This window comes from Ornithinimicrobium tianjinense (assembly GCF_014636495.1).
Taxonomy (GTDB): domain Bacteria; phylum Actinomycetota; class Actinomycetes; order Actinomycetales; family Dermatophilaceae; genus Ornithinicoccus; species Ornithinicoccus tianjinensis.
Window position 1 is genome coordinate 829,338 of the sequence record NZ_BMEM01000001.1, and the last position, 21,662, is coordinate 850,999.

A 21,662-nucleotide genomic window follows, 5' to 3' on the forward strand; every position below is an offset into this window, starting at 1 on the left:
GCCGCAGCGGGAAGACGCTGGGAGGTGCCCATCCCCTGGGCATCCCGTGAATCCTTGAGAGAGAAGATGGTTCTGCATGCGTACCACCCGTGCCTCCAGCCTGCTGCTCGCCGGTGTCGCCGCGGTCAGCCTCGCCGCCGCGCCGGCGCTGGCCGAGGTCAACGTCAAGAGCGAGCCGGTCATCGCCTTCGCCGGCGAGTCCGCCACCATCCAGGGGGGCAACTTCAGCGGTCTGGGCAACATCCCCGTGTATGGCGTGCTCGTCGTCTCGGGCGTGGCCAACTACGACTGCCACAACCTCGGCAACCCGGACAACATCGTGCCGGGCCAGAACCCCGTCCAGGCGGGTGCGGGCACGTCCGGCCCGGTGCTGCTGCCGACGAGCAAGAACGGCCGCGCGACCGTGCCGCCGATCACCGCCACCGTCCTGCCCCCGGCGACGCCCACCGTGGACGAGGTGGGCTGCGGCGGCAAGGGCGCGGTCAACAACTGGGCCGTCGAGCTGCGCTCGCTCGAGGCGACGGCCGCCACGTTCACCGTCACCCAGAGCGGCATGACGCTCTTCGTATGGGACTACGTGAAGGGCGGGTCGCCGACCGGCACCATGCGCTGAGCTCCTCGTCCGCCCGCTGCGGGTCTGCCTCGACGGGGCAGGCCCGCAGCCGGGTCGTCCACAGAGGTCACGGTTCGGTCACCGATCGGGCGATGTGATTGACGTCACTAGGAAATGCCCTCAGGCTGTAGGTTCATGACTGGATACAGAGCAGTACCCATGTCCGCCGTCGAGGACCCTCAGTGGGTCACCGACCTGGAGACCACGGTCGACAGCGCCTTCACCAGCGTGACCTACTGGTCAGGTGAGATCATCTTCTTCACCCTGCCCGGCCTCCCGCAGATGCCGTTCGTGGTGATGTGGCTGATCGCCGCCGCGATCATCATCACCGTCTACCTCGGGTTCATCCAGTTCCGTGGCCTCAAGGTGGCGGCGGAGACCATCCGCGGGCGATACTCCTCGGCCGACGACCCCGGCGAGATCCCGCACTACCAGGCCCTCACCTCAGCGGTCTCCGGCACCGTCGGCCTCGGCAACATCGCCGGTGTCGGCGCCGCGGTCACCCTCGGCGGTCCCGGCGCCACCTTCTGGATGATTCTCGCCGGCCTGCTCGGGATGGCGACCAAGTTCGCCGAGTGCACGCTCGGCGTGAAGTACCGCAAGATCCACGAGGACGGCACCGTGGCAGGCGGTCCCTTCACCTACCTGCCGGTCGCCTTCACCAAGTTCCCGAAGTTCCTGTCCGTGTTCCTGACCGGCCTGTTCGCGGTCGCGATCCTCTTCTTCGGCGTGGGCGGCGGCAACATGTTCCAGGCCAACCAGACCTACGCCCAGGCGGTCACCGTGCTGGACCCCGATGGCTCGGGCTGGATCTCCTCGACGAGCGGCTCGCTGGTCTTCGGGCTGGTCCTGGCCGGCATCATCGGCGCCGTCATCATCGGGGGTATGAAGTCGATCGGCCGGGTGACCTCCACCCTGGTGCCGGTCATGGGCGGCATCTACATCCTGGCCTGCATCGTGGTCATCCTCGGCAACCTGAACCACGTCGTGCCGGCCATCGGCGAGATCATCACCGGTGCCTTCTCGGCCGAGGGCGTGACCGGCGGCATCGTCGGCGCGCTGGTCGTCGGCCTGACCCGCTCGGCGTTCTCCAACGAGGCGGGCCTCGGCTCGGCCCCGATCGCCCACTCGACGGTCAAGACCCGAAGGCCGGTCTCCGAGGGCTTCGTCGCCCTCTTCGAGCCTTTCATCGACACCGTGGTGATCTGCACCATGACCGCGCTGACGATCGTCATCGCCGACACGACCTTCTACAACGACGCCCGCGCCTTCACCTTCGAGGACGGCGACCGCTACGACCCGGACTACGGGCTGTCCGGCGTCGAGGTCACCTCCAGCGCGTTCGGCGAGCACATCAGCTGGTTCCCGATCGTGCTGGCGTTCGCGGTGGCGCTGTTCGCCATCTCCACGCTCATCACCTGGTCCTACTACGGCCAGCGCGCCTGGAACCACCTCTTCGGCGACACCAAGACGTCGACGACCATCTACCGCTTCGTGTTCCTCTTCTTCACCGTCGCGGGCACGATGCTCACCTTCGGCCAGGTGCTCGCCTTCGCCGACAACTTCCTCTTCGTCTGCGCCTTCGTCAACCTGCTCGGCGTCTACATGCTGCTGCCGACGATCAAGCGCGAGATGAACGAGTACCTGAGGGATCGCGCGAGCGGCAAGCTGGCCCAGCTGGGCCTCCCGGACGCGGAGAAGACCGTCCCCGTCTCCGAGCTCGCCGGTGAGAACCAGCTCGTCGACGCGTCCGGACGCAACCGGGTCGCCGCCGGCGTCGCGGTCGAGGACCTGCGCGAGGGCTCCGGGTCGCGGATCGCCGAGGAGGGCGGTCGCTGGACCCACGAGGTCGACCCGGACGACGACGGCTTCGGCCGCGGCGGCACCACCACCCCGATCCCGCCGCCGCACCGTCGTCACCCGCACGGCCGGCACGAGGAGGTCCTGGACCCGGACGACGACGGCTTCGGCCGCGGCGGCACGACCACTCCCGCCGCGCCTCCGCACCGCCACCCGCACGGCCGTCACGAGGCGGACGGCGAGCCGGACGTCCCCCACGAGGAGGACCCGCGCGTCTGACGTCCGCCCGGCAGCATCCACGACCGACCCCCAGCGCTCTCAGCGCTGGGGGTCGGTGCCGCTGCGGGGCCTCTCAGGCGATGCCGCGCCCCGGGTTCATGATGCCCAGCGGGTCGAACAGCGCCTTCACCGCGCGCTGGCGCGCGACCTCTGCCTCGCCCAGCTCCTCGGCGAGCCAGGGCACCTTCTGCTGGCCGACACCGTGCTCGCCGGTGACCGTGCCACCGAGCGTCCACGCCGCGCGCACGAGATCGTCGAAGGCAGCCCTGGCCGCCGCGGTGCTGGCCTCGTCGGCGTCGTCGTAGAAGAAGCACGGGTGCAGGTTGCCGTCGCCGGCGTGACCGCCGCAGGTGGCCTCGAGTCCATGACGACGGCCGATCGCGTGCACCTGGGTCACCAGCTCGCCGAGCCGCCCCACCGGCACGCAGACGTCCTCGATGAACCGAGGCCCGCGAACCTTCAGCGCAGGGTTGAGCACGCGCCGGCCCTCCAGGAGCAGGTCGGCCTCCGCCTGGTCGTCGGCCACGGCGACCTCGGTCGCGCCGGCGGCGGTGAGGGCGGTGGCGTACTCCTGCACGTCCTGGGCCGCGTGCCCGGGCCGGTCCGACTGCACGAGCAGCACCCCGCCCGCGCCGCGCGGGAAGCCGTAGTCGCCGTAGTCCTGGATCGCCTCCAGGCTGGGTCCGTCGAGCAGCTCGACCAGGCTCGGGGTATGCCGTTGCGCCCGCATCGCAGCGACGCCCGCCATCGTGGCGGTCAGGGTGGGGAAGACGGCGAGCGCGGTCAGGGCCGGGTCGCCCAGCGGCACCAGCCGGAGGACCGCCTCGGTCACGACGCCCAGGGTGCCCTCCGACCCGACGAACAGCCCGGTGAGGTCGTAGCCGGCGACGCCCTTGGCCGTGCGGCGGCCGGTGCGCATGACCTCGCCGCCGGGAAGGACCACCTCCAGGCCGCGGACGTAGTCGGCGGTGACGCCGTACTTCACGCAGCACAGGCCGCCCGCGTTGGTCGCGACGTTGCCGCCGATCGAGCACATCGAGGAGCTCGCGGGGTCGGGCGGGTAGGCCAGCCCGTGGGCGGCGGCGGCCGCCTTGAGGTGGGTGTTGATGACGCCGGGGCCGACGACGGCGACCCGCTCCACCGGGTCGATCTCCACGCTGGTCATCGCGGCGGTGGACAGCACGATCGAGCCCGGCAGCGCGCAGGCCGCGCCGGTCGTGGCGGTGCGCGCTCCCTGGGGCACGACGGGGACCCGGTGCGTAGCGGCATACCGGAGGGTGGTGACGACGTCCTCGCGCGAGCGGGCGCGCACGACGGTGAACTCTTCGCCGGTCAGCGCCGCCGCCTGCGGGTAGGCGTCGGCCGCGAAACCGGCGGCGACCGACGGGTCCGTGACGACGCGGTCGCCGAGCAGCGCGCGGAGGGCGGCGGCATGGGAGGGCATGGGGGTCACGGTATGCCACGAGCCTCGCGCAGCAAGGACGTCCCGCACGGCTACCATGGACCCACAGGCGTCCGAGCCGTCATCAGCGGCGAGCCTGCGGAAGAACAGCCCCGGCAGCCCGGCCGGAGGCCCACTAGACCCGCACGGGGCAGGCCCGTCACAGCCGCAGCGAGTGAGTGGCACGCCGTCAGCGTGCAAGCGAGGTGGTACCGCGGTGCCCCTGCCCGACCCGGCCACGGGAGAGGTGGGGCGTCGTCCTCGGTGAGAGACCGCATACCCCAGAAGAACGCACCACTCACGAGGAGCCGCCCCATGGCCTATCCGCTCACCAGCACCTCCGGCAACGCGCTGACCAGCAGCCCGCGCTTCCCGGAGATCGAGGAGGCGGTGCTCGCCTACTGGCGCGAGCACGAGACCTTCGTCAAGAGCGTCGAGGCGCGCCCGGCCGGCGAGAACGGCGCCAACGAGTTCGTCTTCTACGACGGCCCGCCCTTCGCCAACGGGCTGCCGCACTACGGCCATCTGCTCACCGGCTACGTCAAGGACGTCGTGCCGCGCTACCAGACGATGCGCGGCAAGCGGGTCGAGCGTCGCTTCGGCTGGGACACCCACGGGCTGCCCGCCGAGCTGGAGGCGATGAGCCAGCTGGGCATCAAGACCAAGGACGAGATCCTCGAGATCGGCATCGAGGCGTTCAACGCCAAGTGCCGCGAGTCGGTGCTGAAGTACACCTCCGAGTGGGAGGACTACGTCACCCGCCAGGCCCGCTGGGTCGACTTCGAGGGCGACTACAAGACGCTCAACGTCACCTTCATGGAGTCGGTGCTCTGGGCGTTCAAGAGCCTCTACGACAAGGGCCTGGTCTACGAGGGCTTCCGCGTGCTGCCCTACTGCTGGAACGACCAGACGCCGCTGTCCAACCACGAGCTGCGGATGGACGACGAGGTCTACCAGGTGCGCCAGGACCCGGCGGTCACCGTCGGCGTGCGGCTGCTGCCGGGGGAGCAGCCGGACGAGCTGCTCGACGGGGCGCTCGCGCTCGTCTGGACCACGACGCCGTGGACGCTGCCGGCCAACCTCGCGGTCATGGTCGGCGAGGACATCGAGTATGTCGTGGTGCGCGCCGCCCTCCCCGGCGCCGGTGAGGGTGCGGCCGACCAGCGCTACGTGCTCGCCAAGGAGCGGCTCACGGCATACCGGAACGAGCTGGGGGAGGAGCCGGAGGTCCTGGCGACGTACACCGGCGCGCAGCTGGCGGGGCGCTCCTACGTGCCGCCGTTCACCTACTACCAGGGCTGGGAGCGCGCGCACCGCGTCGTGGTCGCCGAGTTCGTGACGACCACGGACGGCACCGGTCTGGTCCACACCGCCGGCGCGTTCGGTGAGGACGACAAGGTGGTCACCGACCGGGAGGGCATCGAGCCGGTCATGCCGGTCGGGCCGGACGGCCTGTTCACGCACCCGGTCGCGGAGTATGCCGGCACGCTCGTCTTCGACGCGAACGCCCCGATCCAGGACCACCTCAAGGCGGCGACCCTCAACCAGCTGCCGCGCACGCAGGAGCACCCGGACCTGCTGGACCAGGGCTCGGTCAGCGAGGGCACGGTGCTGCTGCGCCGCGAGTCCTACGCGCACTCCTACCCGCACTGCTGGCGCTGCCGGCAGCCGCTCATCTACAAGGCCGTGTCCTCCTGGTTCGTCGAGGTGACGAGGATCAAGGACGACATGCTCCGGACCAACGAGGAGATCACCTGGGTCCCCGAGCACGTCAAGCACGGGCAGTTCGGCAAGTGGCTGGAGAACGCCCGCGACTGGTCGATCTCGCGCAACCGCTTCTGGGGCAGCCCGATCCCGGTGTGGCGCAGCGACAACCCGGAGTACCCCCGCATCGACGTCTACGGCTCGCTCGAGGAGATCGAGCGCGACTTCGGCACGCTGCCGCGCGACCGTGACGGCAACGTCGACCTGCACCGCCCGTTCGTCGACGAGCTGACCCGGCCCAACCCGGACGACCCCACGGGGCAGAGCACGATGCGCCGCGTCGAGGACGTGCTCGACGTGTGGTTCGACTCGGGCTCGATGAGCTACGCGCAGGTGCACTACCCGTTCGAGAACGCCGAGTGGTTCGAGCACCACTTCCCGGCGGACTTCATCGTCGAGTACATCGGCCAGACCCGTGGCTGGTTCTACACGCTGCACATCCTCTCGACCGCGCTCTTCGACCGCCCGGCCTTCTCCACGTGCGTCTCGCACGGCATCGTCCTGGGCAACGACGGGCAGAAGATGTCGAAGTCGCTGAAGAACTACCCGGACGTGCGCGACGTCTTCGGACGCGACGGCGCGGACGCGATGCGCTGGTTCCTCATGTCCAGCCCGATCCTGCGCGGCGGCAACCTCGTCGTGACCGAGCAGGGCATCCGTGACGGCGTGCGCCAGACGATGATCCCGCTGTGGAACGCGTGGTACTTCTTCGGGCTCTACGCCAACGCCGCCGGCTACCAGGCGACGTGGTCCACGGCGTCCACCCACGAGCTGGACCGCTACCTCCTGGCCAAGACCCGGGAGTTCGTGGAGGCGGCGCAGGGGCACTACGACCACCACCAGATCGCGGCGGCCTGCGACACGATCCGCGAGTTCGTCGACGTGCTCACCAACTGGTACATCCGGCGCTCCCGTGACCGCTTCTGGTCCGAGGACCACGCTGCCTTCGACACCCTCTACACCGTGCTCGAGGTCACCTGCCGCGTCGCCGCCCCGCTCCTCCCGCTCCTCACGGAGGAGGTATGGCGTGGTCTCACCGGCGGGGAGTCCGTCCACCTGACCGACTGGCCGGCGGCCGAGGACCTGCCCGCGGACGCCGAGCTGGTCGAGGCGATGGACACGGTCCGCGAGGTGTGCTCGGTGACGCTGGGGCTGCGCAAGGCCGAGCAGCTGCGGGTGCGTCTGCCGCTGTCCTCGCTCACCTTGGTGACCCCGCACGCCGAGGGCCTGGCCGCCCACCCGGGGCTGTCCGACATCGTCCGCGACGAGGTCAACGTCCGCGAGGTGACGGTGCTCGACCTGGGCGACGCGGCCGCGGCGGACCACGGCGTCGAGCAGCGCCTCACCGTCAACGCCCGCGCCGCCGGCCCCCGGCTGGGCAAGGACGTGCAGACGGCGATCAAGGGCTCCAAGACGGGTGACTGGTGGGTGGCCGAGGACGGGACGGTGACCTCGGGCGGGCTGGCGCTGGTCGAGGGGGAGTACACCCTGGAGACCGTCGTCGCCGACGCCGCGGACGGTGCCGGCTCGCGCGCGACCGCGATGCTGCGCGGCCACGGCGGAGGGTTCGTCGTCCTGGACACCGAGGTGACCGAGGAGCTGGCCCGTGAGGGTCTGGCGCGCGACCTCGTCCGCGCGGTCCAGGGCGCCCGCAAGGACGCCGGCCTGGAGATCACCGACCGGATCAGCCTCACGGTCGTCGGCGACGACGACGTCTGGGACGCCGCCATGGCGCACCAGCAGCTCGTGATGGACGAGACCCTCGCGGTGCAGTTCGGTGCCGCAGGTGCCGGGACGCCCCTGCCGAAGCCCAAGCACCACGGCCTCGGTCCAACAGCGGACGACCCGGGCCCTAACTCGTCAGGCACCCAGCCCCGCCACACGGCATACACCACCGAGGCCGACCTCGGTGCGGGACGGAAGGTCGAGCTGATGATCGCCAAGGTGGAGACCCGATGAGCGGGGAGTTCTTCGAGGGCAACGAGCTGCCCCTCGACAACGAGCTGCCCCTCGACCCCGGGGCGGCGGCGCCGGAGAGGCCAGGGCGCCCCGGTCGTCAGGCCGCCGCGCCGGTCGACCCCGCGCTCGCGGCACGGTATGCCGAGGTCGTCGAGGAGATCCTGGCCCGCACCCCGGAGCACATGCCCGAGCCGACGCTGCACCGCGTGCGGCGGGTGATGGCGCTCATGGGCGACCCGCAGCGGGCGTTCCCGATGATCCACCTCACCGGCACCAACGGGAAGACGTCCACGACCCGGATGGTCGAGCGCATCCTGCGCGAGATGGGCCTGCGCACCGGGCGGTTCACCAGCCCCCACCTGCACGACATGCGCGAGCGGATCAGCCTCGACGGCGAGCCGATCGGGATCGAGGCGTTCCTCGCGGCCTACGACGACGTCATGCCGTTCGTCGAGATGGTCGACGGGGAGAGTCTGGCGCACGAGGACGAGCGACGGCGTGTGCGGATGACCTACTTCGAGGTCGTCGTGTGCCTGGCGTTCGCGGCGTTCGCGGACAGCCCGGTGGACGTGGCCGTCGTCGAGGTCGGGCTCGGCGGCGTGTGGGACGCGACCTCGGTCGCCGACGGCACGGTCGCTGTGGTCACGCCCATCTCCATCGACCACACCCGCCTGCTCGGCTCGACGGTGGAGGAGATCGCCACCGAGAAGGCCGGCATCATCAAGGAGGGCGCGATCGCGATCGTCGGCGTGCAGGAGGCCGAGGCGATGGCCGTCCTGGTGGAGCGGTGCGACGAGGTCGGCGCCCGGCTGGAGGCGGAGGGAGTGACGATCGGCGTGCTCTCGCGGGAGGTGGCCGTCGGCGGCCAGCAGATCTCGGTGCGCGGCCTCGCGGGTGACTACACCGACCTGTTCCTGCCGCTCTTCGGCGAGCACCAGGCGCACAACGCGGCGCTCGCGATCGCGGCGGTCGAGGCCTTCGTGGGCGGCGGTGAGCAGCACATCACCGACGAGGTGCTGCGGGGCGGGCTCGCCGGGGCGACCTCGCCGGGGCGCCTGGAGATCGTGCGGCGCTCGCCCACGGTCATCGTCGACGCCGCCCACAACCCCGCCGGTGTCGAGGCGCTGGTCGAGGCGGTGCGGGAGTCGTTCACCTTCACCCGGCTCGTCGGGCTGCTGGCCGTGCTCGAGGACAAGGACGTCGAGCCGATGATCCGCTCGCTCGAGCCGATCCTCGACCACGTCGTGGTCAGCCGGACCACCTCGCCCCGGGCGATCCGGCCGGCCCGCCTGGGCGAGCTGGTCGCCGAGTACTTCGGCGAGGACCGCGTCACCGTCGTCGACGCGCTGCCGGACGCGCTGGACGTCGCGGCCGGCCTGGCCGACGAGGGCGGCGTCGCCGGCGCGGTCCTGGCCACCGGCTCGGTCACCACGGCCGCCGAGGTGCGCGAGCTGCTGGGCGTCACCACCACCTGACCGACCCCCACCTGACCGACCGCCCACCTGACCGACCCACCCCCACCGAGCGCGTCAGGTGGTTGCTCCCAGCCCCACCGAGCGCGTCACGTGGTTGCTCCTCGTCCCGCAAGGATCGTCACGTGACTCTCGGGGACGTATCCGAGAATCACGTGACGATCCTTGCGGGACGCAGAGACCCGCGCCGGCGGCTCAGTGGCCGCCCGTGTGCTCCTCGTCGTCGTCCTCGTCGGTGCCGCCGGAGGAGTCCAGCTGCGCCAGCCAGGCGTCCACGTCCTCGCGCGGCTCCGCGTCGCGGTCCTGCAGCAGGTCCCGCATCAGCGTGACCTCGCCCTCCTGCGCGGTGACCATCCGGCCGGCCAGTGCGTGCACGCGCGGGTCGTCGGCCTGGTCCAGCGCGGCCTGCGCCATCTCCACGCCCGCCATGTGGTGCGTCGTCATCAGCTGCAGGAACAACACCTCCGCCTCGCGGCCGGTGGCGTCGGTGAGCGCCTGGATCTCGGTGGGTGACGCCATACCGGGCATCACGACACCCGCGGGCATCTCCATCGAGGAGTGGTCGCCCTCCATCCAGGCCATCCGCTCCTCGCCACGCGCGCGGGGCAGGCCCCAGTCCTCGAGCCAGGTTGCCATCACGCCGCGCTCGAAGTTCTGGTTGTTGTCGATGTCGACGGCCAGGCGGCGGATCTGCTCGTCCTCGGTGCGCTGCATGACCAGCTGCGACATCAGGATCGCCTGCGCGTGGTGCTCGCTCATGTCCCGCGCGAAGCCGGCGTCGGCGCTGGAGTCGTCCGGCGTGCGCGGCGCGAACGCCAGCCAGCCCAGCAGCACCCCCAGGCACAGGGCGGCCACGGTCACGGCGGCCAGGGCCGGGGCGCCGAAGGTGCGCCAGCGCTCACGGGCCGGGCGCAGCGCCGGGGCGGGGCCCGGGGCCTCCACGTCGCTCACGAGCGCTGCACCAGGTCGGTGGTGGTGCCGGACGTGCAGGCGGCGCCCAGCTCGGGGGTGTCCGGGCCCTGCTTGTACGCCCGGATGAACGCCTTCAGCGTCTTCTCGTCGGCCGTGTCGAGGGAGAGCTGGTGGTTCCACGAGCTCGCGACGACGGGGGAGGACTGGTCGGCCAGGGGGGAGACCAGCATGTAGTCCTCGCCCCCGAGCTCCTCCAGCAGCGCGATCTGGTCCGCGGGGAGCGAGGGCTGGTAGGTCAGCCACACCGCACCGTGCTCGAGGGAGTGCACCGCGTGCTCCTTGGGCACCTCCTGCTCGTAGACGCCGCAGTTCCACCAGGCGTCGTTGTGCTCGCCGCCCACGGGCGGGTTCTCGGCATAGGTCACCGCCGACGGCGTGTGCTGCGAGCCCTCGTACGCGTAGTCCTGGACTCCGGACAGGTCCGCCAGCGCCGGGCTGTCACGGACGATCGCGAAGACGACGGCCCCGACGATCGCGGCGAGCACCACGGCGGCGGTCACCCAGATCAGGGCTCCGCGGCGGCGCTCCGCGGCCTGGGAGGCCTTCTGGATCTTCGCCACGCGCGCGGCGCGGTCGTTGGGGGCGGTGCGGTCGGGACGGGGCACGGCTGCTCCTGGGGCACGAGGGACGGTCCAGGCAAGGGTATGCGGTGTGGCTGGGTGGGTGCCCAGGTCGGGTCTGCGATGATCCCGTCCCGTGGACGACACCTCCGCGGCCTCCGCCGCTCCCCGGCCCCCCGGCAGGATGACCAGCCGCCTCGCCGCCGTCACGCTCGTGGCCCAGACGCTCGCGGTCTTCTTCGGGGCGCTCGTCGCCTGGCAGCTGGACCGCGCCCAGGGTGGGGACTCCGGGGTGCGCAACCTCGTGGTCGTGGGTGCGGTCGCGCTGCTGTGCCTGGTGACGGCCGGGCTGGTGCGCACCCGCGCCGGGCTGGTCCTCGGCTGGGCCTGCCAGGTGCTGACGCTGGCCAGCGCGCTCCTGCTGCCGGCGATGGCGGTGGTCGCGATCCTCTTCGGCGTCCTGTGGTGGGCGAGCCTGCGAGCCGGCCGCACGATCGACGCCGCGGCAAGCGGCGCGGGCGCGGCATACCCGGCCCCGACCGACCCGACCCCGGACCAGGAGGACTGACGCATGGACCTGCTCACCGCAGCCCTGCTCGGGCTCGTCCAGGGACTCACCGAGTTCCTCCCGATCTCCTCCAGCGCCCACGTGTCGATCGTCGGGCGGCTGCTCGGCGAGGACGACCCGGGTGCCGCGTTCACGGCGATCACCCAGCTCGGCACCGAGGCGGCCGTCCTCCTCTACTTCTGGCGCGACATCGTGCGCATCGTGCGGGCGTGGGCGCTCTCGCTGGCGGGCCGGGTGCCGCGCGCGGACCCCGACGCGCTGATGGGCTGGTGGGTCATCCTCGGCACCATCCCGATCGGCGTGCTCGGCCTGACGCTGCAGGACTGGATCGAGACTGAGTTCCGCAGCCTGTGGATCACCGCGACGATGCTGCTCGTCTTCGCCCTGGTGATCATGGCCGCCGAGCGCGTCGGCCGGCAGCAGCGCACGCTCGACCAGCTCACCTGGCGGCACGGCCTCGCTTTCGGCCTCTGGCAGGCGCTGGCGCTCGTGCCGGGCGTCTCGCGCAGCGGCGGCACGATCGCCGGCGGTCTGTTCATGGGCTACACCCGCGAGGCCGCAGCGCGCTACTCCTTCCTCCTGGCGATCCCGGCCGTGCTCGCGTCCGGAGGCCTGCAGGTCGTCAAGGTGCTGGGCGGCGACGCGATCGGCACCGGGACGGCGTGGGGGCCGATCTGGCTGGCCACCGCGATCGCCTTCCTCGTGGGGTATGCCGTGATCGCCTGGTTCATGCGCTACATCACCACGCACACCTTCACGCCGTTCATGGTCTACCGGATCGTCCTGGCCCTCCTGCTCTTCGGGCTGCTCGGGACCGGGGTGCTCCAGGCCTGAGCGACGCACTCGCGCAACGGGTCCACGGTGCGCGACACTGGGCCATGACCCTGCTGCGGGAGCACCGCCCCGTCGCACTCCTCGCGGCGCCGGCCCTCGCCGTCGTCCTGCTCGTCGTCCTCTCCCGCGTGGCCTCCGGACCGGTCGCGGGCACCCGGGCGCCGGCGGTGCTCGCCGCCGTGCTCACCGCCGTCGCGCTCGTCGTCGCAGCGGCCGTCGGGCAGGGCTCGGTGCGGTGGCGCGGAGCCCTGACCACGCTGGCGCTGCTGACGCTGGCCTACCCGGGGACCTGGGCGGTTGCGGTCCTCACCTCCGGGGCAGCCGCGGGCGGCTGGCCGGAGCGGGTGGCGGTCTCGGTCGCCACGGTCGCCCACCTGCCGCTGCTGGCCGCCTTCACCCTCGTGCCGGTCCTGGCCGTCTCCCACCTCGGGCCGGGGACCCGGACCAGAGTGGCGTGGGTCGTCGTCGGGCTCGGGGTGGCCGCCGCGCTCAGCCTCGTGCTGTTCCTCGCCGACGGCGAGCCGATCGGTCTGCCGGCGCTCGTGCCCTGGGGCCCGGGAGGGGTGCTCGGGCCCGTGGTCAACCTGGTCTTCCTCGTGGTCGCCGTCCTGGCGGGACCGGTTGTCGCCCTGCTGGCGGCGTGGCGGGCGCCCGGCCATGCGTCGCGCCGGCTGGCCCTGGTCGCGGCGGCCGCCCTCGGGGGCGCGGTGCTGGTGATGGTCTGCGGGGCGCTCGCGCCCGCCGGGACCGCCGGGGCGACGCTCGTGCTCGTGGCGATGGACGCCGCGCTGGTCACCGTCGCCCTCGGCTGCACCTACGCCTTGGTCGCACCGCAGCGGGAGCCATCGCCGGCGGACCGCGCCGCCTCCCCCCGGGAGGAGACGCAGCCCGGGCCGACATACCGCGACGTGGTCGGGGAGGACCTCCCCGCCCCGGACCGGCTGCCCACCGCAGACGGCCAGCCCGCCCCCGACCACCTGCTCGGAGGGGACCACCACCCGGTCCTGACCCCGCGGGAGAGCGAGGTCGTGAGCCTGCTCGCGGAGGGGCTGTCGAACGCGGGCATCGCCGCCCGGCTCGTGCTCTCGCAGCGGACCGTCGACGCGCACCTGCGATCGGCGTTCGTCAAGCTCGACCTGCCGGACGGCCCGGAGCACAACAGGAGGGTGCACGCCGCCGTCGCCTGGCGCAGCGACGTCGTCCCCGGTGCGGGAGCGGGCGCCCCGCACGCCTGACGCTGCGACGGGACGATCTAGGCGAAAGGGCCGATGCGCGCGATCGGCCGCGTCCCTAGCGTCGGCGGTGACCCACCCCCCGCTCGAAAGGTCCGGTCGTCATGCGCCGTCCACTCCTGCTCCTCGCCCTGGTCTGGGTGCCGTTCCTGTCCATCTTCCTCTTCGCCAGCCCGGTCCTCACGGGCGCCGTCGGTGACAGTTACCCGCACGTCGCCTTCCACGTGGTGTCGCCCGCGATGCTCCTGGGCGCCGCCGCGGTGGCGCTGCGGTGGCGGCGCGCCCGGGATGGTGCCGCCCTCGTCCGGGCACTGCTGGCCCTGCTCGTGCTGGCACTCGCGGTCGCGGTGCTGGGCAACGGCGTCGAGCTGCTCTCCGCGCTCCGGCGCCTCGCCGAGGACGGCTGGGTGAGCCGCCTCACCCCTGACCTCTTCGAGGCCGGCTCCGGCCTGCACTCCCTCGGCGCCAGCCTAACGATCCCCGCCCACATGGGCGCCCTGGCGCTCAGCCTGGCGTTGGTGGGGGTCGAGGCGCTGCGGGCCCGGCGCGGCCGGGACCAGGGCGCCGCCGCGGACCGGGCGGCGGTGGCACGCCGGTAGGCTGCCGCGCGTGACCGACACCACGCAGACCGAACGCTCCCTCGTCCTCGTCAAGCCCGACGGCTACCGCCGGGGTCTGACCGGTGAGGTGCTGCGCCGCATCGAGGCCAAGGGCTACACGCTGGCGGCGCTCGCCGTGCTGACCCCGACCCGTGAGCAGCTCGCGGCCCACTACGCCGAGCACGAGGGCAAGCCGTTCTACGAGCCGCTGCTGGAGTTCATGTCCTCCGGCCCGGTGACCGCCGCCGTCATCGAGGGCAACGGGTGCATCCCCGGCTTCCGCTCGCTCGCCGGTGCCACCGACCCGACCGCCGCCGCTCCCGGGACGATCCGGGGCGACCTCGGGCGGGACTGGGGCGTGAAGGTCCAGCAGAACATCGTGCACGGCTCGGACTCCCCGGAGTCGGCCGCGCGCGAGATCGCGATCTGGTTCCCGGGCCTGGGCTGACGGGCCAGCCACCACTCGGCGCGCTCGGTGAGGGGTGTATCTGGGACGTCGCCCCTGCCTCTAGGTGGGTGACCGGGACTACGCTTTTCCCCTAGGGCTGCGACGAAAGGGCCGAGATGGCTGACGACGACGACCTCCTCGTGCTGGAGATCCCGCCCGAGGTGCTGCGTCGTCACGACGCCCGTCTCCTCGACCCGCAGACCGCGGCCCGCCCCGCCTCCACCGACCCGGGTGGGGCGCCCGCGGCACCCGGCCCCACGGCATACCGCAGCAGCAGCCTGCTCGTGCGCGGCCTGCCCGGCCGCGGCGCGGCCGGCACCATCGACCGTCTCAGGTCCGCTGCGGAGCGGGCCGGGTATGCCGTGCAGCTCGTCGTGGACGAGGCCGACCTGGCCCTCGAGCAGCGGCTCGGCGAGGCTGCCGCGGAGATCGACGCGCTCTACCAGACGCGGGTGAGCATCGTCGGTGCCGGTCGGCCCGTCGACGCCTGGGAGCTGCTGGTCGCGGCGCGCGCCGACGGGCCTGTCGACGCCGACCTCGAGCACCTGATGCTCGCTGCGGGCTACTACTCCACCGGCGGGCCGGGCCACTGGGAGGGCAACGGCGGGCCAGGGCACTGGGAGGGCAACGGCGGTCCGGGCCACTGGGAGGGCAACGGCGGCGGTGACACCCTGATGCGCACCAGCGTGAGCCTGGGCATCGCCTCGTTGACGACCACGGCCGCGCCCCCGGAGCGTGCGCCCGTCGTCGTCATCCCCGACACCGGGATCGGCGACCACCCGTGGTTCCGCGACGGGCTGTGCCACGTGCTCACCGAGCTCGACGGCATCCCCGTCGGGCCGGCGGGAGGTCTGGACCCCGACCCCGAGGACCGGGGGGTGCGCAACGACCTCACCGGCGCCCTGGACCGGCTGTCCGGCCACGGCACGTTCATCGCCGGCGTGGTGCGGCAGGCCGCACCGGACGCGCGGCTCGTCGGTCTCCCGACGGTCGACTCCTCCGGCGCTGCCGCCGAGGGCGACGTGCACCGCACGCTCGTGGCGCTCTACCTCATGCACGTCCGGGCGCAGGACGCCGGACGGACCGAGTTCGACGCGGACGACCTCACGGGCGGTTTCGCCGTCGACGTGCTCAACCTCTCGATCGGCTTCTACCACCAGGACGGCACGCTCGCGGCGGGTCACCCGATGGAGGCCCTGCTCCGCGCCTTCGGCGACCGAGGGGTGCTCGTGGTCGCGGCCGCCGGCAACGACGCGACCCGCGTGCCGCTCTACCCCGCCGGCTGGGCGGCGCACGCCGGCCCGCCTCCTGCGGACCGCTCGACCGTCCCGCTCGTCGGGGTCGGCGCGCTCAACCCCGACGGCCGCACCGTCGCCATGTTCAGCAACGCCGGCCCCTGGGTCACGACGCACGCGCCCGGTGTCAACGTCGTGAGCACGCTGCCGGTGAGCTTCCAGGGCTCGGCCAACCCGTCTCGCTCGACGCCGGGTGCCGGGGCGTTGCGCTCCACCGGCGACAGCGACGACCACAGCCAGGGCTTCGCCGCCTGGGGCGGCTCGAGCTTCGCCGCCCCCCGCGTCGCCGGCCTGGTCGCCGACCACCTGGCGACGGTCGCCCGAGAGCAGGGCCCGTCGGTCGACCCCGCGGAGATGACCGCCCGCGCCTGGTCCGGGCTGGAGCCGGTGGTGTGGCCATGACGCCGGACAGCCTCCCCGGCCTCCCGGGCCACGGCACCAGCCAGCCGTCCCTGGCCGCGCGCTCGGGCGAGCACCTCACGGCATACCTCGAGGGGCGCCGCGAGGCGCTCGGCGAGCTGGTCGAGCTGCTCACGCCCCTGCTGTGGCAGGTCGCACGCACCCACGGCTGCAGCCAGCACGCCGCGGAGGACGCCGTGCAGGAGACCTGGCTGCGCCTGGTCGACCACGTCCAGGACATCCGGGAGCCGCGCGCGGTGCTCGGGTGGCTGGTCGTCGCCGTCAAGCGCGAGGCCTGGCGCACCACCCGGGTCGCGCGCCGCGACACCTACGACGAGACCGGCACCGTCGACCCCGGCGACGTGCAGGAGGGGCCCGAGGCCCTGACCATCCTCACCGAGCGCCAGCGCACGCTGTGGGCGGCCGTCGGAGCGCTGCCCGAGCGCTGCCGCACGCTCCTGCGGGTCGTCGCGTTCGTCGACCGGCCCGACTACGACCAGGTCTCGACGGCACTGGGTATGCCGCGGGGCAGCATCGGCCCCACCAGGGGCCGGTGCCTGGACAAGCTGCGGCGAGCACTCGTCGCCGACCCGAAGTGGGTGGACGCATGACCGGGACCGACACCGAGCTCGAGCCCTTCGACAGCACCGACGAGGGCATCCTGCGCGACCTGCGTGAGGTCGCGTCGCGGCTGGACCCCTGCCCTGCCGACCTGACCGAGCGGATCCTCTTCGCGCTGACCGTCCAGGCGCTGCAGGCCGAGGTGGCCGAGCTGACCTCGCAGACCGAGCTGGTCTCGCGGAGCATGGCGCCGGACCCCACCGAGGCCTCGACCGTGACCTTCAGCGCCGAGCACCTCAGCATCATGGTCACCGTCGTCCGGGAGGACGCCCGGCACACGAGGATCGACGGATGGCTGACCTGCGGGTCGGCCGAGGTCGAGGTCGACCTGTCCGACGGGCGCGTGGAGACCGTGCTCGCCGACGCGGAGGGACGGTTCGTCGTGACCGGCCTGCCGCAGGGGAGCTCCGCGCGCCTCACGGTGCGCCCGGAGGAGGGACGTCCGGTCATCACGCCGCAGTTCAGCCTCTAGGACGGTGCAGGATCGGGGTCATGCAGCCGTCTCAGCCCGTCACGCAGGAGGTCGCTGACCTCTTCGACCGTGGCCGGGCCGCCAACTCCGCGGGCCGGCCGGCCGAGGCGGAGCGGCTGCTGCGTCGCGCGCTGGCGCTGCTCTCCGCCCCCGCCCGGGACGGCGCTCCTGCCCGGGACGGCGCACCCACCCGGGACGGCGACGGCACGGACCACGGGGTGGACGCGTTCTCCTCGGTCGCCGGCGGGCCGGCCTCCCCGGCGGAGGCGCGGATCCGGCTGCTCGTCTCGTTGAGCTCGGCGCTGATCGAGCGACGGGGTGCGGGGGCAGCCCTGCGCACCGCCCACGAGGCACTGGCGGAGGCACAACGCACCGACGACCCCGTGCGGGTGCCGCTCGTGGCGATCTGCCACTCCCAGCTGGCGATGCTGCACGGCCGGTCCGGGCAGACGACCCAGGCCCTCGCCGAGCTGGAGCTGGCCGGCCACGGACTGGACAGCCTCGGCCCGAGGGAGCGCTTCGTCATCCTGCTCTCCCGCGGGATGCTGAGGCTCGACCTGCCCGACGTCGAGGCCGCGGCCCGCGACTTCTCCGCCGCCGCGGAGCTGGCCGCCGAGCACCACCTGGTGCGCCAGGAGTTCATGGCGCGGCACAACCTGGGGCTGGCCACGGCGCTCGGCGGCGACCTGCCGCGGGCGCTGGCGATCATGCACGAGGCCGAGCGGCTGCCGGTCGACGTGTCCCTCGGCGTGGCCTGGCACGCCCGGGCCACCGTCCTGCTCGACGCCGGCCTCATCTCCGAGGCGGTCGACCTGCTCGAACGTTCCGCCGCAGCCGCCGCCGAGGAAGGCCAGCGGCTGCAGGCGGGCCAGTCCCTCGTCGACCTCGCGCGCGGACGGCTGCTGCTCGGCGACGTGGAGGCGGCGCTGACCACGGCCCGCCGTGCGCAACGCACGCTCGGCACCCTCGCCCCGGCGCTGCGCCGACGCGCCACCCTGGTCCAGCAGCAGGCCAGGCTGCGGACCGACGGCACCGCGGCGAGCGTCGCCACCAGCTGTGTCCGGCTGGCCAGCGGGTTCGCGGCCGACGGTGACCACGTCGCCGCCGACCTCGCCCGCCTGCAGGCGGCCGAGGCACTCACGCGCCGGGCGCGGCATACCGAGGCGCTGGAGCTGCTCGACAGCTCCTCGGACCTGGCGCGCGTCGGGTCGCTCAGCAGCCGTCTGCGCACCCGGACCGTGCTCGCCGCCGCGGCGCGGGCCCGGGGCGATCGCGACGAGGCGCGTCGTCTGGTCCGGGCCGCGCTGCGTGACCTGGCGACCGCCGTCCATGCGAGCGCGAGCATGGAGCTGCGCTCGGCGACGACCGTCCAGGCCCGCGCGCTGGCCCAGCTCGACCTGCAGCTCGCGGGGGAGCGGCCGGCCGCGCGCCTCGCGGCGGTCGAGCGGTGGGGCGAGGTGGTCTGGCGGGCACCGGCGGTCCGGCCGCCGGCCGACCCCGACCTCGCGCGCCGGACCACCGCGCTGCGCCACCTGCGCCAGCAGGTCAGCGAGGACCCGGGCCGCGCCGACCGCCTGCGCGAGCGGATGCGCACCCTCGAGCGGCAGGTCGCGGCGGCCTCGTGGGCCTCCGCCGGCCGGGCAGGCACGCGTGGTGACGTCGTCAGCACCGCGCGGGCGCGCGAGCAGCTCGCCGCGCACGACGCCGTCGCGGTGAGCTACGTCGAGGAGGACGGCCGGCTGGGCGCGGCGGTGGTGGACGGTCGTCGGGTGCGGTGGGTGGACCTGGGGCCCGTGGAGGTCGTGCACGAGACGGCTCGCCGGTTCGCCGCCGACCTCGAGGCACGCACCCGCGTGGCCGGTGGACCGATGGTGGGCGTCGTCGAGACGGCGCTGACCACCTCCGCCCGCCGGCTCGACGAGCTGCTGCTCGCCCCGCTGCGGCTGGGCGGGCGTCTCGTCGTCGTGCCGACGCCCGACCTCGTGGGCGTCGCCTGGGGCATGCTGCCCTCGCGCGCCGGCCTGCCCACCACCGTCGCCCCGAGCCTGGGGACCTGGGTCCGGGGCGCTCGCCGGGTCTCCGCTCCGCGCGCCGTCGTCCTCCCTGGGCCGGGCCTGCCCGGCGCCCTGGCCGAGTGCGTGGCCCTGGCTCCGGTATGGCGTGCCGCGCCCCCCGAGTCCGTGGCCACCTCCGCCGACCTGGTCGCCGGGCTCGGTGGGGCGGACCTCGTCCACGTGGCTGCGCACGGCAGCCACCGCTCCGACAGCCCGCTGTTCTCCTCGGTCTGGCTCTCCGACGGGCCGATGTTCCTGGCCGACCTGGAGCGTGCGGAGCGGACGGCCTCGCACGTCGTGGTGTCGGCCTGCGACGCCGGCCGCGGCCAGGCCAGGGGAGGTGCTGCGACGCTCGGGCTGGCCAGCGGGCTTCTCTCGCTCGGGGTCGGCAGCGTCGTGGCCTCGCCGTGCCGGGTGCCTGACCTCACCGCGTCGGCCGTGATGCTGGCCTACCACCGTCTGCTCGCCGCCGGGCGGCCGGTCGACGAGGCGATGAGCGAGGCGGCCGCAGGCTGCGACCTGCCGCTGTCCGGCGCCTTCGTCGCGTGGGGCTCGCCGTGGGCGGTGGAGACGCCGGTAGCGGTTGCGGGTGGCCCTCGAGGTCAGGAGAGTGGGGCGTAGACCGCGCCGGTCGGCTCGGTCCCGACCCAGGAGGACACGCATGAGCACCCAGGACGAGAACGCTGGTTTCGACGACTCCGAGCTGACCCCGGACACCGTGGGAGACGCCTTCGCCGAGATGCCCGAGAGTGCTGCCGGCGCACCGCTCGACGGGGGCGCGGGGCACGACGGTGGCGCCGATGGCGGTGCTGACGGTGGCGCCGACGGTGGCGCCGACGGTGGCGCTGACGGTGGTGCAGATGGCGGTGCCGACGGTGGCGCGGATGGCGGGGCCGACGGTGGCGCTGACGGTGGTGCCGACGGTGGTGCAGATGGCGGTGCCGACGGCGGCGCCGAGCGCCTCGGGTGACCGAGCACCCACCCGCCGGTGCGAGGGTGGCGCCCGCGGGCGCCACCCTGGGCCGGCTGCTCGGGCGGACCGACCCGGACACCTTCGCGACGGCATACTGGGGCCGCCAGCTCCACCTCGCGACAGTGGAGGACCGGGGCGGCGACGACTTCTCCGACCTGTTCGGGCTCGACGCGGTCGACGAGCTCGTCTCGGAGCGCGGGCTGCGCACCCCGTTCCTGCGCGTCGCGCGTGACGGGTCGACCCTGCCCGAGCGCGCCTACACCGCGGGCGGAGGCATCGGTGCCGGGGTCGCCGACCAGGTCAGCGACGACAAGCTCCTCCAGCTCTTCGCCGACGGCGCGACGATCGTGCTGCAGGGGCTGCACCGCACCTGGGGGCCGGTCCGCGGGCTCGCGGCGGCGCTCGCGGCCGACCTCGGCCACCCGGTGCAGGTCAACGCCTATGTCACGCCACCGCAGAACCAGGGCTTCGCCGACCACTACGACGTCCACGACGTCTTCGTCCTGCAGGTCCACGGGGAGAAGCGGTGGGCGCTGCGCGAGCCGGTCCACCGAGACCCGCTGCGCGACCAGCCCTGGACGGACCGCAGGGCGGCGGTCGAGGACCAGGCCCGTCGGGAGCCGGCGCTCGAGACCACCCTGCGCCCGGGCGACTGCCTCTACCTGCCGCGCGGCTGGGTCCACTCCGCCCGGGCCCTCGGAGGCGTGACGGTCCACCTGACCTTCGGCGTGCACCAGTGGACCCGGCACCACCTCGCCGAGGCGCTGCTGGACCGCGTCCGACCCCTGCTCGCCGAGCGCGACGACCTGCGCTCCTCCCTGGGGCTCGGGCTCGACCTCGCCGACGCGGCGAGCGTCGAGGACGAGGTGGAGCGGGTGCGCGGTGAGCTGCTGGAGACGCTGGCTGCCGTCCCCACGGACGAGGTCGTGCGGGTCCTGCGGGGGCGGGCCAGGGCGGGTCAGCGTCCCGCGCCGGTCCGGCCGCTCGCCCAGCTCGCCGCGGCCGAGACCCTGCGTCCGAGCTCGCGGCTGCGCGTGCGCGAGCACCTCATGACGGACCTGATCGAGTCCTCCGGCCGGGAGGTCGTCGTCTCCTCGCGCGCCGGCCGCTTCTCGGTGCCGGCCGCGCAGGGCGACACCCTCCGCCACCTCCTGGAGGTCGGGGAGTCTACCGTCGTCGCGCTCGCCGAGGAGGCCGCGGACGCCCTCGACCTCGCACGGCTCCTCGTCCGGCAGGGGCTGGTCGTCGTGGAGCCGTGAGCGCGGGAGCGGCGCGGGGGCCGAAGAGGGAGCGGGCCGGCGGTGCGA

The 21,662-nt window shown here is 73.4% G+C and carries 18 protein-coding genes; 15 read left to right on the forward strand and 3 right to left on the reverse strand.

From position 1 onward, the window contains the following. Positions 1–76 precede the first annotated feature (76 nt). Positions 77–613, forward strand: a complete 537-nt coding sequence (locus tag IEV65_RS03930) for a hypothetical protein (protein WP_188428269.1) — start codon at positions 77–79, stop codon at positions 611–613. Between the two features lie 159 nt (positions 614–772). Next, positions 773–2,692 carry an alanine/glycine:cation symporter family protein gene (locus IEV65_RS03935; protein ID WP_229734866.1) on the forward strand — a complete coding sequence of 640 codons (1,920 nt, stop codon included), beginning with the start codon at positions 773–775 and terminating at the stop codon, positions 2,690–2,692. A gap of 73 nt (positions 2,693–2,765) precedes the next feature. Here IEV65_RS03935 and IEV65_RS03940 read toward each other — a convergent pair whose 3' ends face one another. Beyond that, positions 2,766–4,136 carry an FAD-binding oxidoreductase gene (locus IEV65_RS03940; RefSeq protein ID WP_188428271.1) on the reverse strand — a complete coding sequence of 457 codons (1,371 nt, stop codon included), beginning with the start codon at positions 4,134–4,136 and terminating at the stop codon, positions 2,766–2,768. A 312-nt stretch (positions 4,137–4,448) separates the two neighbouring features. On the opposite strand from IEV65_RS03940, the gene ileS reads away from it, so the two are divergent. Together ileS and IEV65_RS03950 are read left to right on the forward strand one after the other, a co-directional pair. Next, entirely contained in the window at positions 4,449–7,856 is a 3,408-nt protein-coding gene (gene ileS / locus IEV65_RS03945; RefSeq protein ID WP_188428272.1) for an isoleucine--tRNA ligase, read from the forward strand. After that, positions 7,853–9,331 carry a bifunctional folylpolyglutamate synthase/dihydrofolate synthase gene (locus IEV65_RS03950; RefSeq protein ID WP_188428273.1) on the forward strand — a complete coding sequence of 493 codons (1,479 nt, stop codon included), beginning with the start codon at positions 7,853–7,855 and terminating at the stop codon, positions 9,329–9,331. The genes ileS and IEV65_RS03950 overlap by 4 nt, the downstream gene beginning before the upstream one ends. A gap of 192 nt (positions 9,332–9,523) precedes the next feature. Here IEV65_RS03950 and IEV65_RS03955 read toward each other — a convergent pair whose 3' ends face one another. After that, positions 9,524–10,279, reverse strand: a complete 756-nt coding sequence (locus IEV65_RS03955) for a DUF305 domain-containing protein (protein WP_188428274.1) — start codon at positions 10,277–10,279, stop codon at positions 9,524–9,526. Further along, positions 10,276–10,905: a thioredoxin-like domain-containing protein gene (locus IEV65_RS03960; protein WP_188428275.1), complete on the reverse strand. Its 630-nt coding sequence runs from the start codon at positions 10,903–10,905 to the stop codon at positions 10,276–10,278. The genes IEV65_RS03955 and IEV65_RS03960 overlap by 4 nt, the downstream gene beginning before the upstream one ends. 91 nt (positions 10,906–10,996) lie before the next feature. On the opposite strand from IEV65_RS03960, the gene IEV65_RS03965 reads away from it, so the two are divergent. The 11 genes from IEV65_RS03965 to IEV65_RS04015 all read left to right on the forward strand — a co-directional run bounded on the left by IEV65_RS03965 (position 10,997) and on the right by IEV65_RS04015 (position 21,614). Then, positions 10,997–11,428 (forward strand): DUF4233 domain-containing protein, encoded by a 432-nt coding sequence (locus IEV65_RS03965; RefSeq protein WP_188428276.1) that lies wholly within the window; start codon positions 10,997–10,999, stop codon positions 11,426–11,428. 3 nt (positions 11,429–11,431) lie between these two features. After that, positions 11,432–12,262: an undecaprenyl-diphosphate phosphatase gene (locus IEV65_RS03970; RefSeq protein WP_188428277.1), complete on the forward strand. Its 831-nt coding sequence runs from the start codon at positions 11,432–11,434 to the stop codon at positions 12,260–12,262. A gap of 44 nt (positions 12,263–12,306) precedes the next feature. After that, on the forward strand, positions 12,307–13,497 hold the full coding sequence (locus tag IEV65_RS15560) for a helix-turn-helix transcriptional regulator (RefSeq protein ID WP_229734868.1): 1,191 nt from the start codon (positions 12,307–12,309) through the stop codon (positions 13,495–13,497). Between the two features lie 101 nt (positions 13,498–13,598). Next, a complete protein-coding gene (locus IEV65_RS03980; RefSeq protein ID WP_188428278.1) occupies positions 13,599–14,093 on the forward strand; it encodes a hypothetical protein in 495 nt (164 codons plus the stop codon). A gap of 10 nt (positions 14,094–14,103) precedes the next feature. Beyond that, entirely contained in the window at positions 14,104–14,541 is a 438-nt protein-coding gene (gene ndk, locus IEV65_RS03985; protein ID WP_188428279.1) for a nucleoside-diphosphate kinase, read from the forward strand. A gap of 116 nt (positions 14,542–14,657) precedes the next feature. Beyond that, positions 14,658–16,238: a S8/S53 family peptidase gene (locus tag IEV65_RS03990; RefSeq protein ID WP_188428280.1), complete on the forward strand. Its 1,581-nt coding sequence runs from the start codon at positions 14,658–14,660 to the stop codon at positions 16,236–16,238. Then, positions 16,235–16,846, forward strand: coding sequence for an RNA polymerase sigma factor (locus IEV65_RS03995; protein ID WP_188428281.1), 612 nt, complete (start codon positions 16,235–16,237; stop codon positions 16,844–16,846). Before IEV65_RS03990 ends, IEV65_RS03995 begins: the two co-directional genes overlap by 4 nt. Further along, entirely contained in the window at positions 16,843–17,328 is a 486-nt protein-coding gene (locus tag IEV65_RS04000) for a hypothetical protein (protein ID WP_188428282.1), read from the forward strand. The genes IEV65_RS03995 and IEV65_RS04000 overlap by 4 nt, the downstream gene beginning before the upstream one ends. Positions 17,329–17,348: 20 nt before the next feature. After that, a complete protein-coding gene (locus IEV65_RS04005) occupies positions 17,349–20,003 on the forward strand; it encodes a CHAT domain-containing protein (RefSeq protein WP_188428283.1) in 2,655 nt (884 codons plus the stop codon). A 40-nt stretch (positions 20,004–20,043) separates the two neighbouring features. Next, positions 20,044–20,352 (forward strand): hypothetical protein, encoded by a 309-nt coding sequence (locus tag IEV65_RS04010; RefSeq protein WP_188428284.1) that lies wholly within the window; start codon positions 20,044–20,046, stop codon positions 20,350–20,352. Further along, positions 20,349–21,614 (forward strand): cupin domain-containing protein, encoded by a 1,266-nt coding sequence (locus IEV65_RS04015; RefSeq protein ID WP_229734870.1) that lies wholly within the window; start codon positions 20,349–20,351, stop codon positions 21,612–21,614. The genes IEV65_RS04010 and IEV65_RS04015 overlap by 4 nt, the downstream gene beginning before the upstream one ends. Positions 21,615–21,662 lie beyond the last annotated feature (48 nt).

Excerpts from the sequence above, each read along its gene's own strand:
- IEV65_RS03930 (WP_188428269.1), top strand. The coding sequence starts at position 77 with ATGCGTACCACCCGTGCCTCCAGCCTGCTGCTCGCCGGTGTCGCCGCG.
- IEV65_RS03935 (WP_229734866.1), top strand. The coding sequence starts at position 773 with ATGTCCGCCGTCGAGGACCCTCAGTGGGTCACCGACCTGGAGACCACG.
- IEV65_RS03940 (WP_188428271.1), bottom strand. The coding sequence starts at position 4,136 with ATGCCCTCCCATGCCGCCGCCCTCCGCGCGCTGCTCGGCGACCGCGTC.
- ileS (WP_188428272.1), top strand. The coding sequence starts at position 4,449 with ATGGCCTATCCGCTCACCAGCACCTCCGGCAACGCGCTGACCAGCAGC.
- IEV65_RS03950 (WP_188428273.1), top strand. The coding sequence starts at position 7,853 with ATGAGCGGGGAGTTCTTCGAGGGCAACGAGCTGCCCCTCGACAACGAG.
- IEV65_RS03970 (WP_188428277.1), top strand. The coding sequence starts at position 11,432 with ATGGACCTGCTCACCGCAGCCCTGCTCGGGCTCGTCCAGGGACTCACC.
- IEV65_RS15560 (WP_229734868.1), top strand. The coding sequence starts at position 12,307 with ATGACCCTGCTGCGGGAGCACCGCCCCGTCGCACTCCTCGCGGCGCCG.
- IEV65_RS03980 (WP_188428278.1), top strand. The coding sequence starts at position 13,599 with ATGCGCCGTCCACTCCTGCTCCTCGCCCTGGTCTGGGTGCCGTTCCTG.
- IEV65_RS03990 (WP_188428280.1), top strand. The coding sequence starts at position 14,658 with ATGGCTGACGACGACGACCTCCTCGTGCTGGAGATCCCGCCCGAGGTG.
- IEV65_RS03995 (WP_188428281.1), top strand. The coding sequence starts at position 16,235 with ATGACGCCGGACAGCCTCCCCGGCCTCCCGGGCCACGGCACCAGCCAG.
- IEV65_RS04000 (WP_188428282.1), top strand. The coding sequence starts at position 16,843 with ATGACCGGGACCGACACCGAGCTCGAGCCCTTCGACAGCACCGACGAG.
- IEV65_RS04005 (WP_188428283.1), top strand. The coding sequence starts at position 17,349 with ATGCAGCCGTCTCAGCCCGTCACGCAGGAGGTCGCTGACCTCTTCGAC.
- IEV65_RS04010 (WP_188428284.1), top strand. The coding sequence starts at position 20,044 with ATGAGCACCCAGGACGAGAACGCTGGTTTCGACGACTCCGAGCTGACC.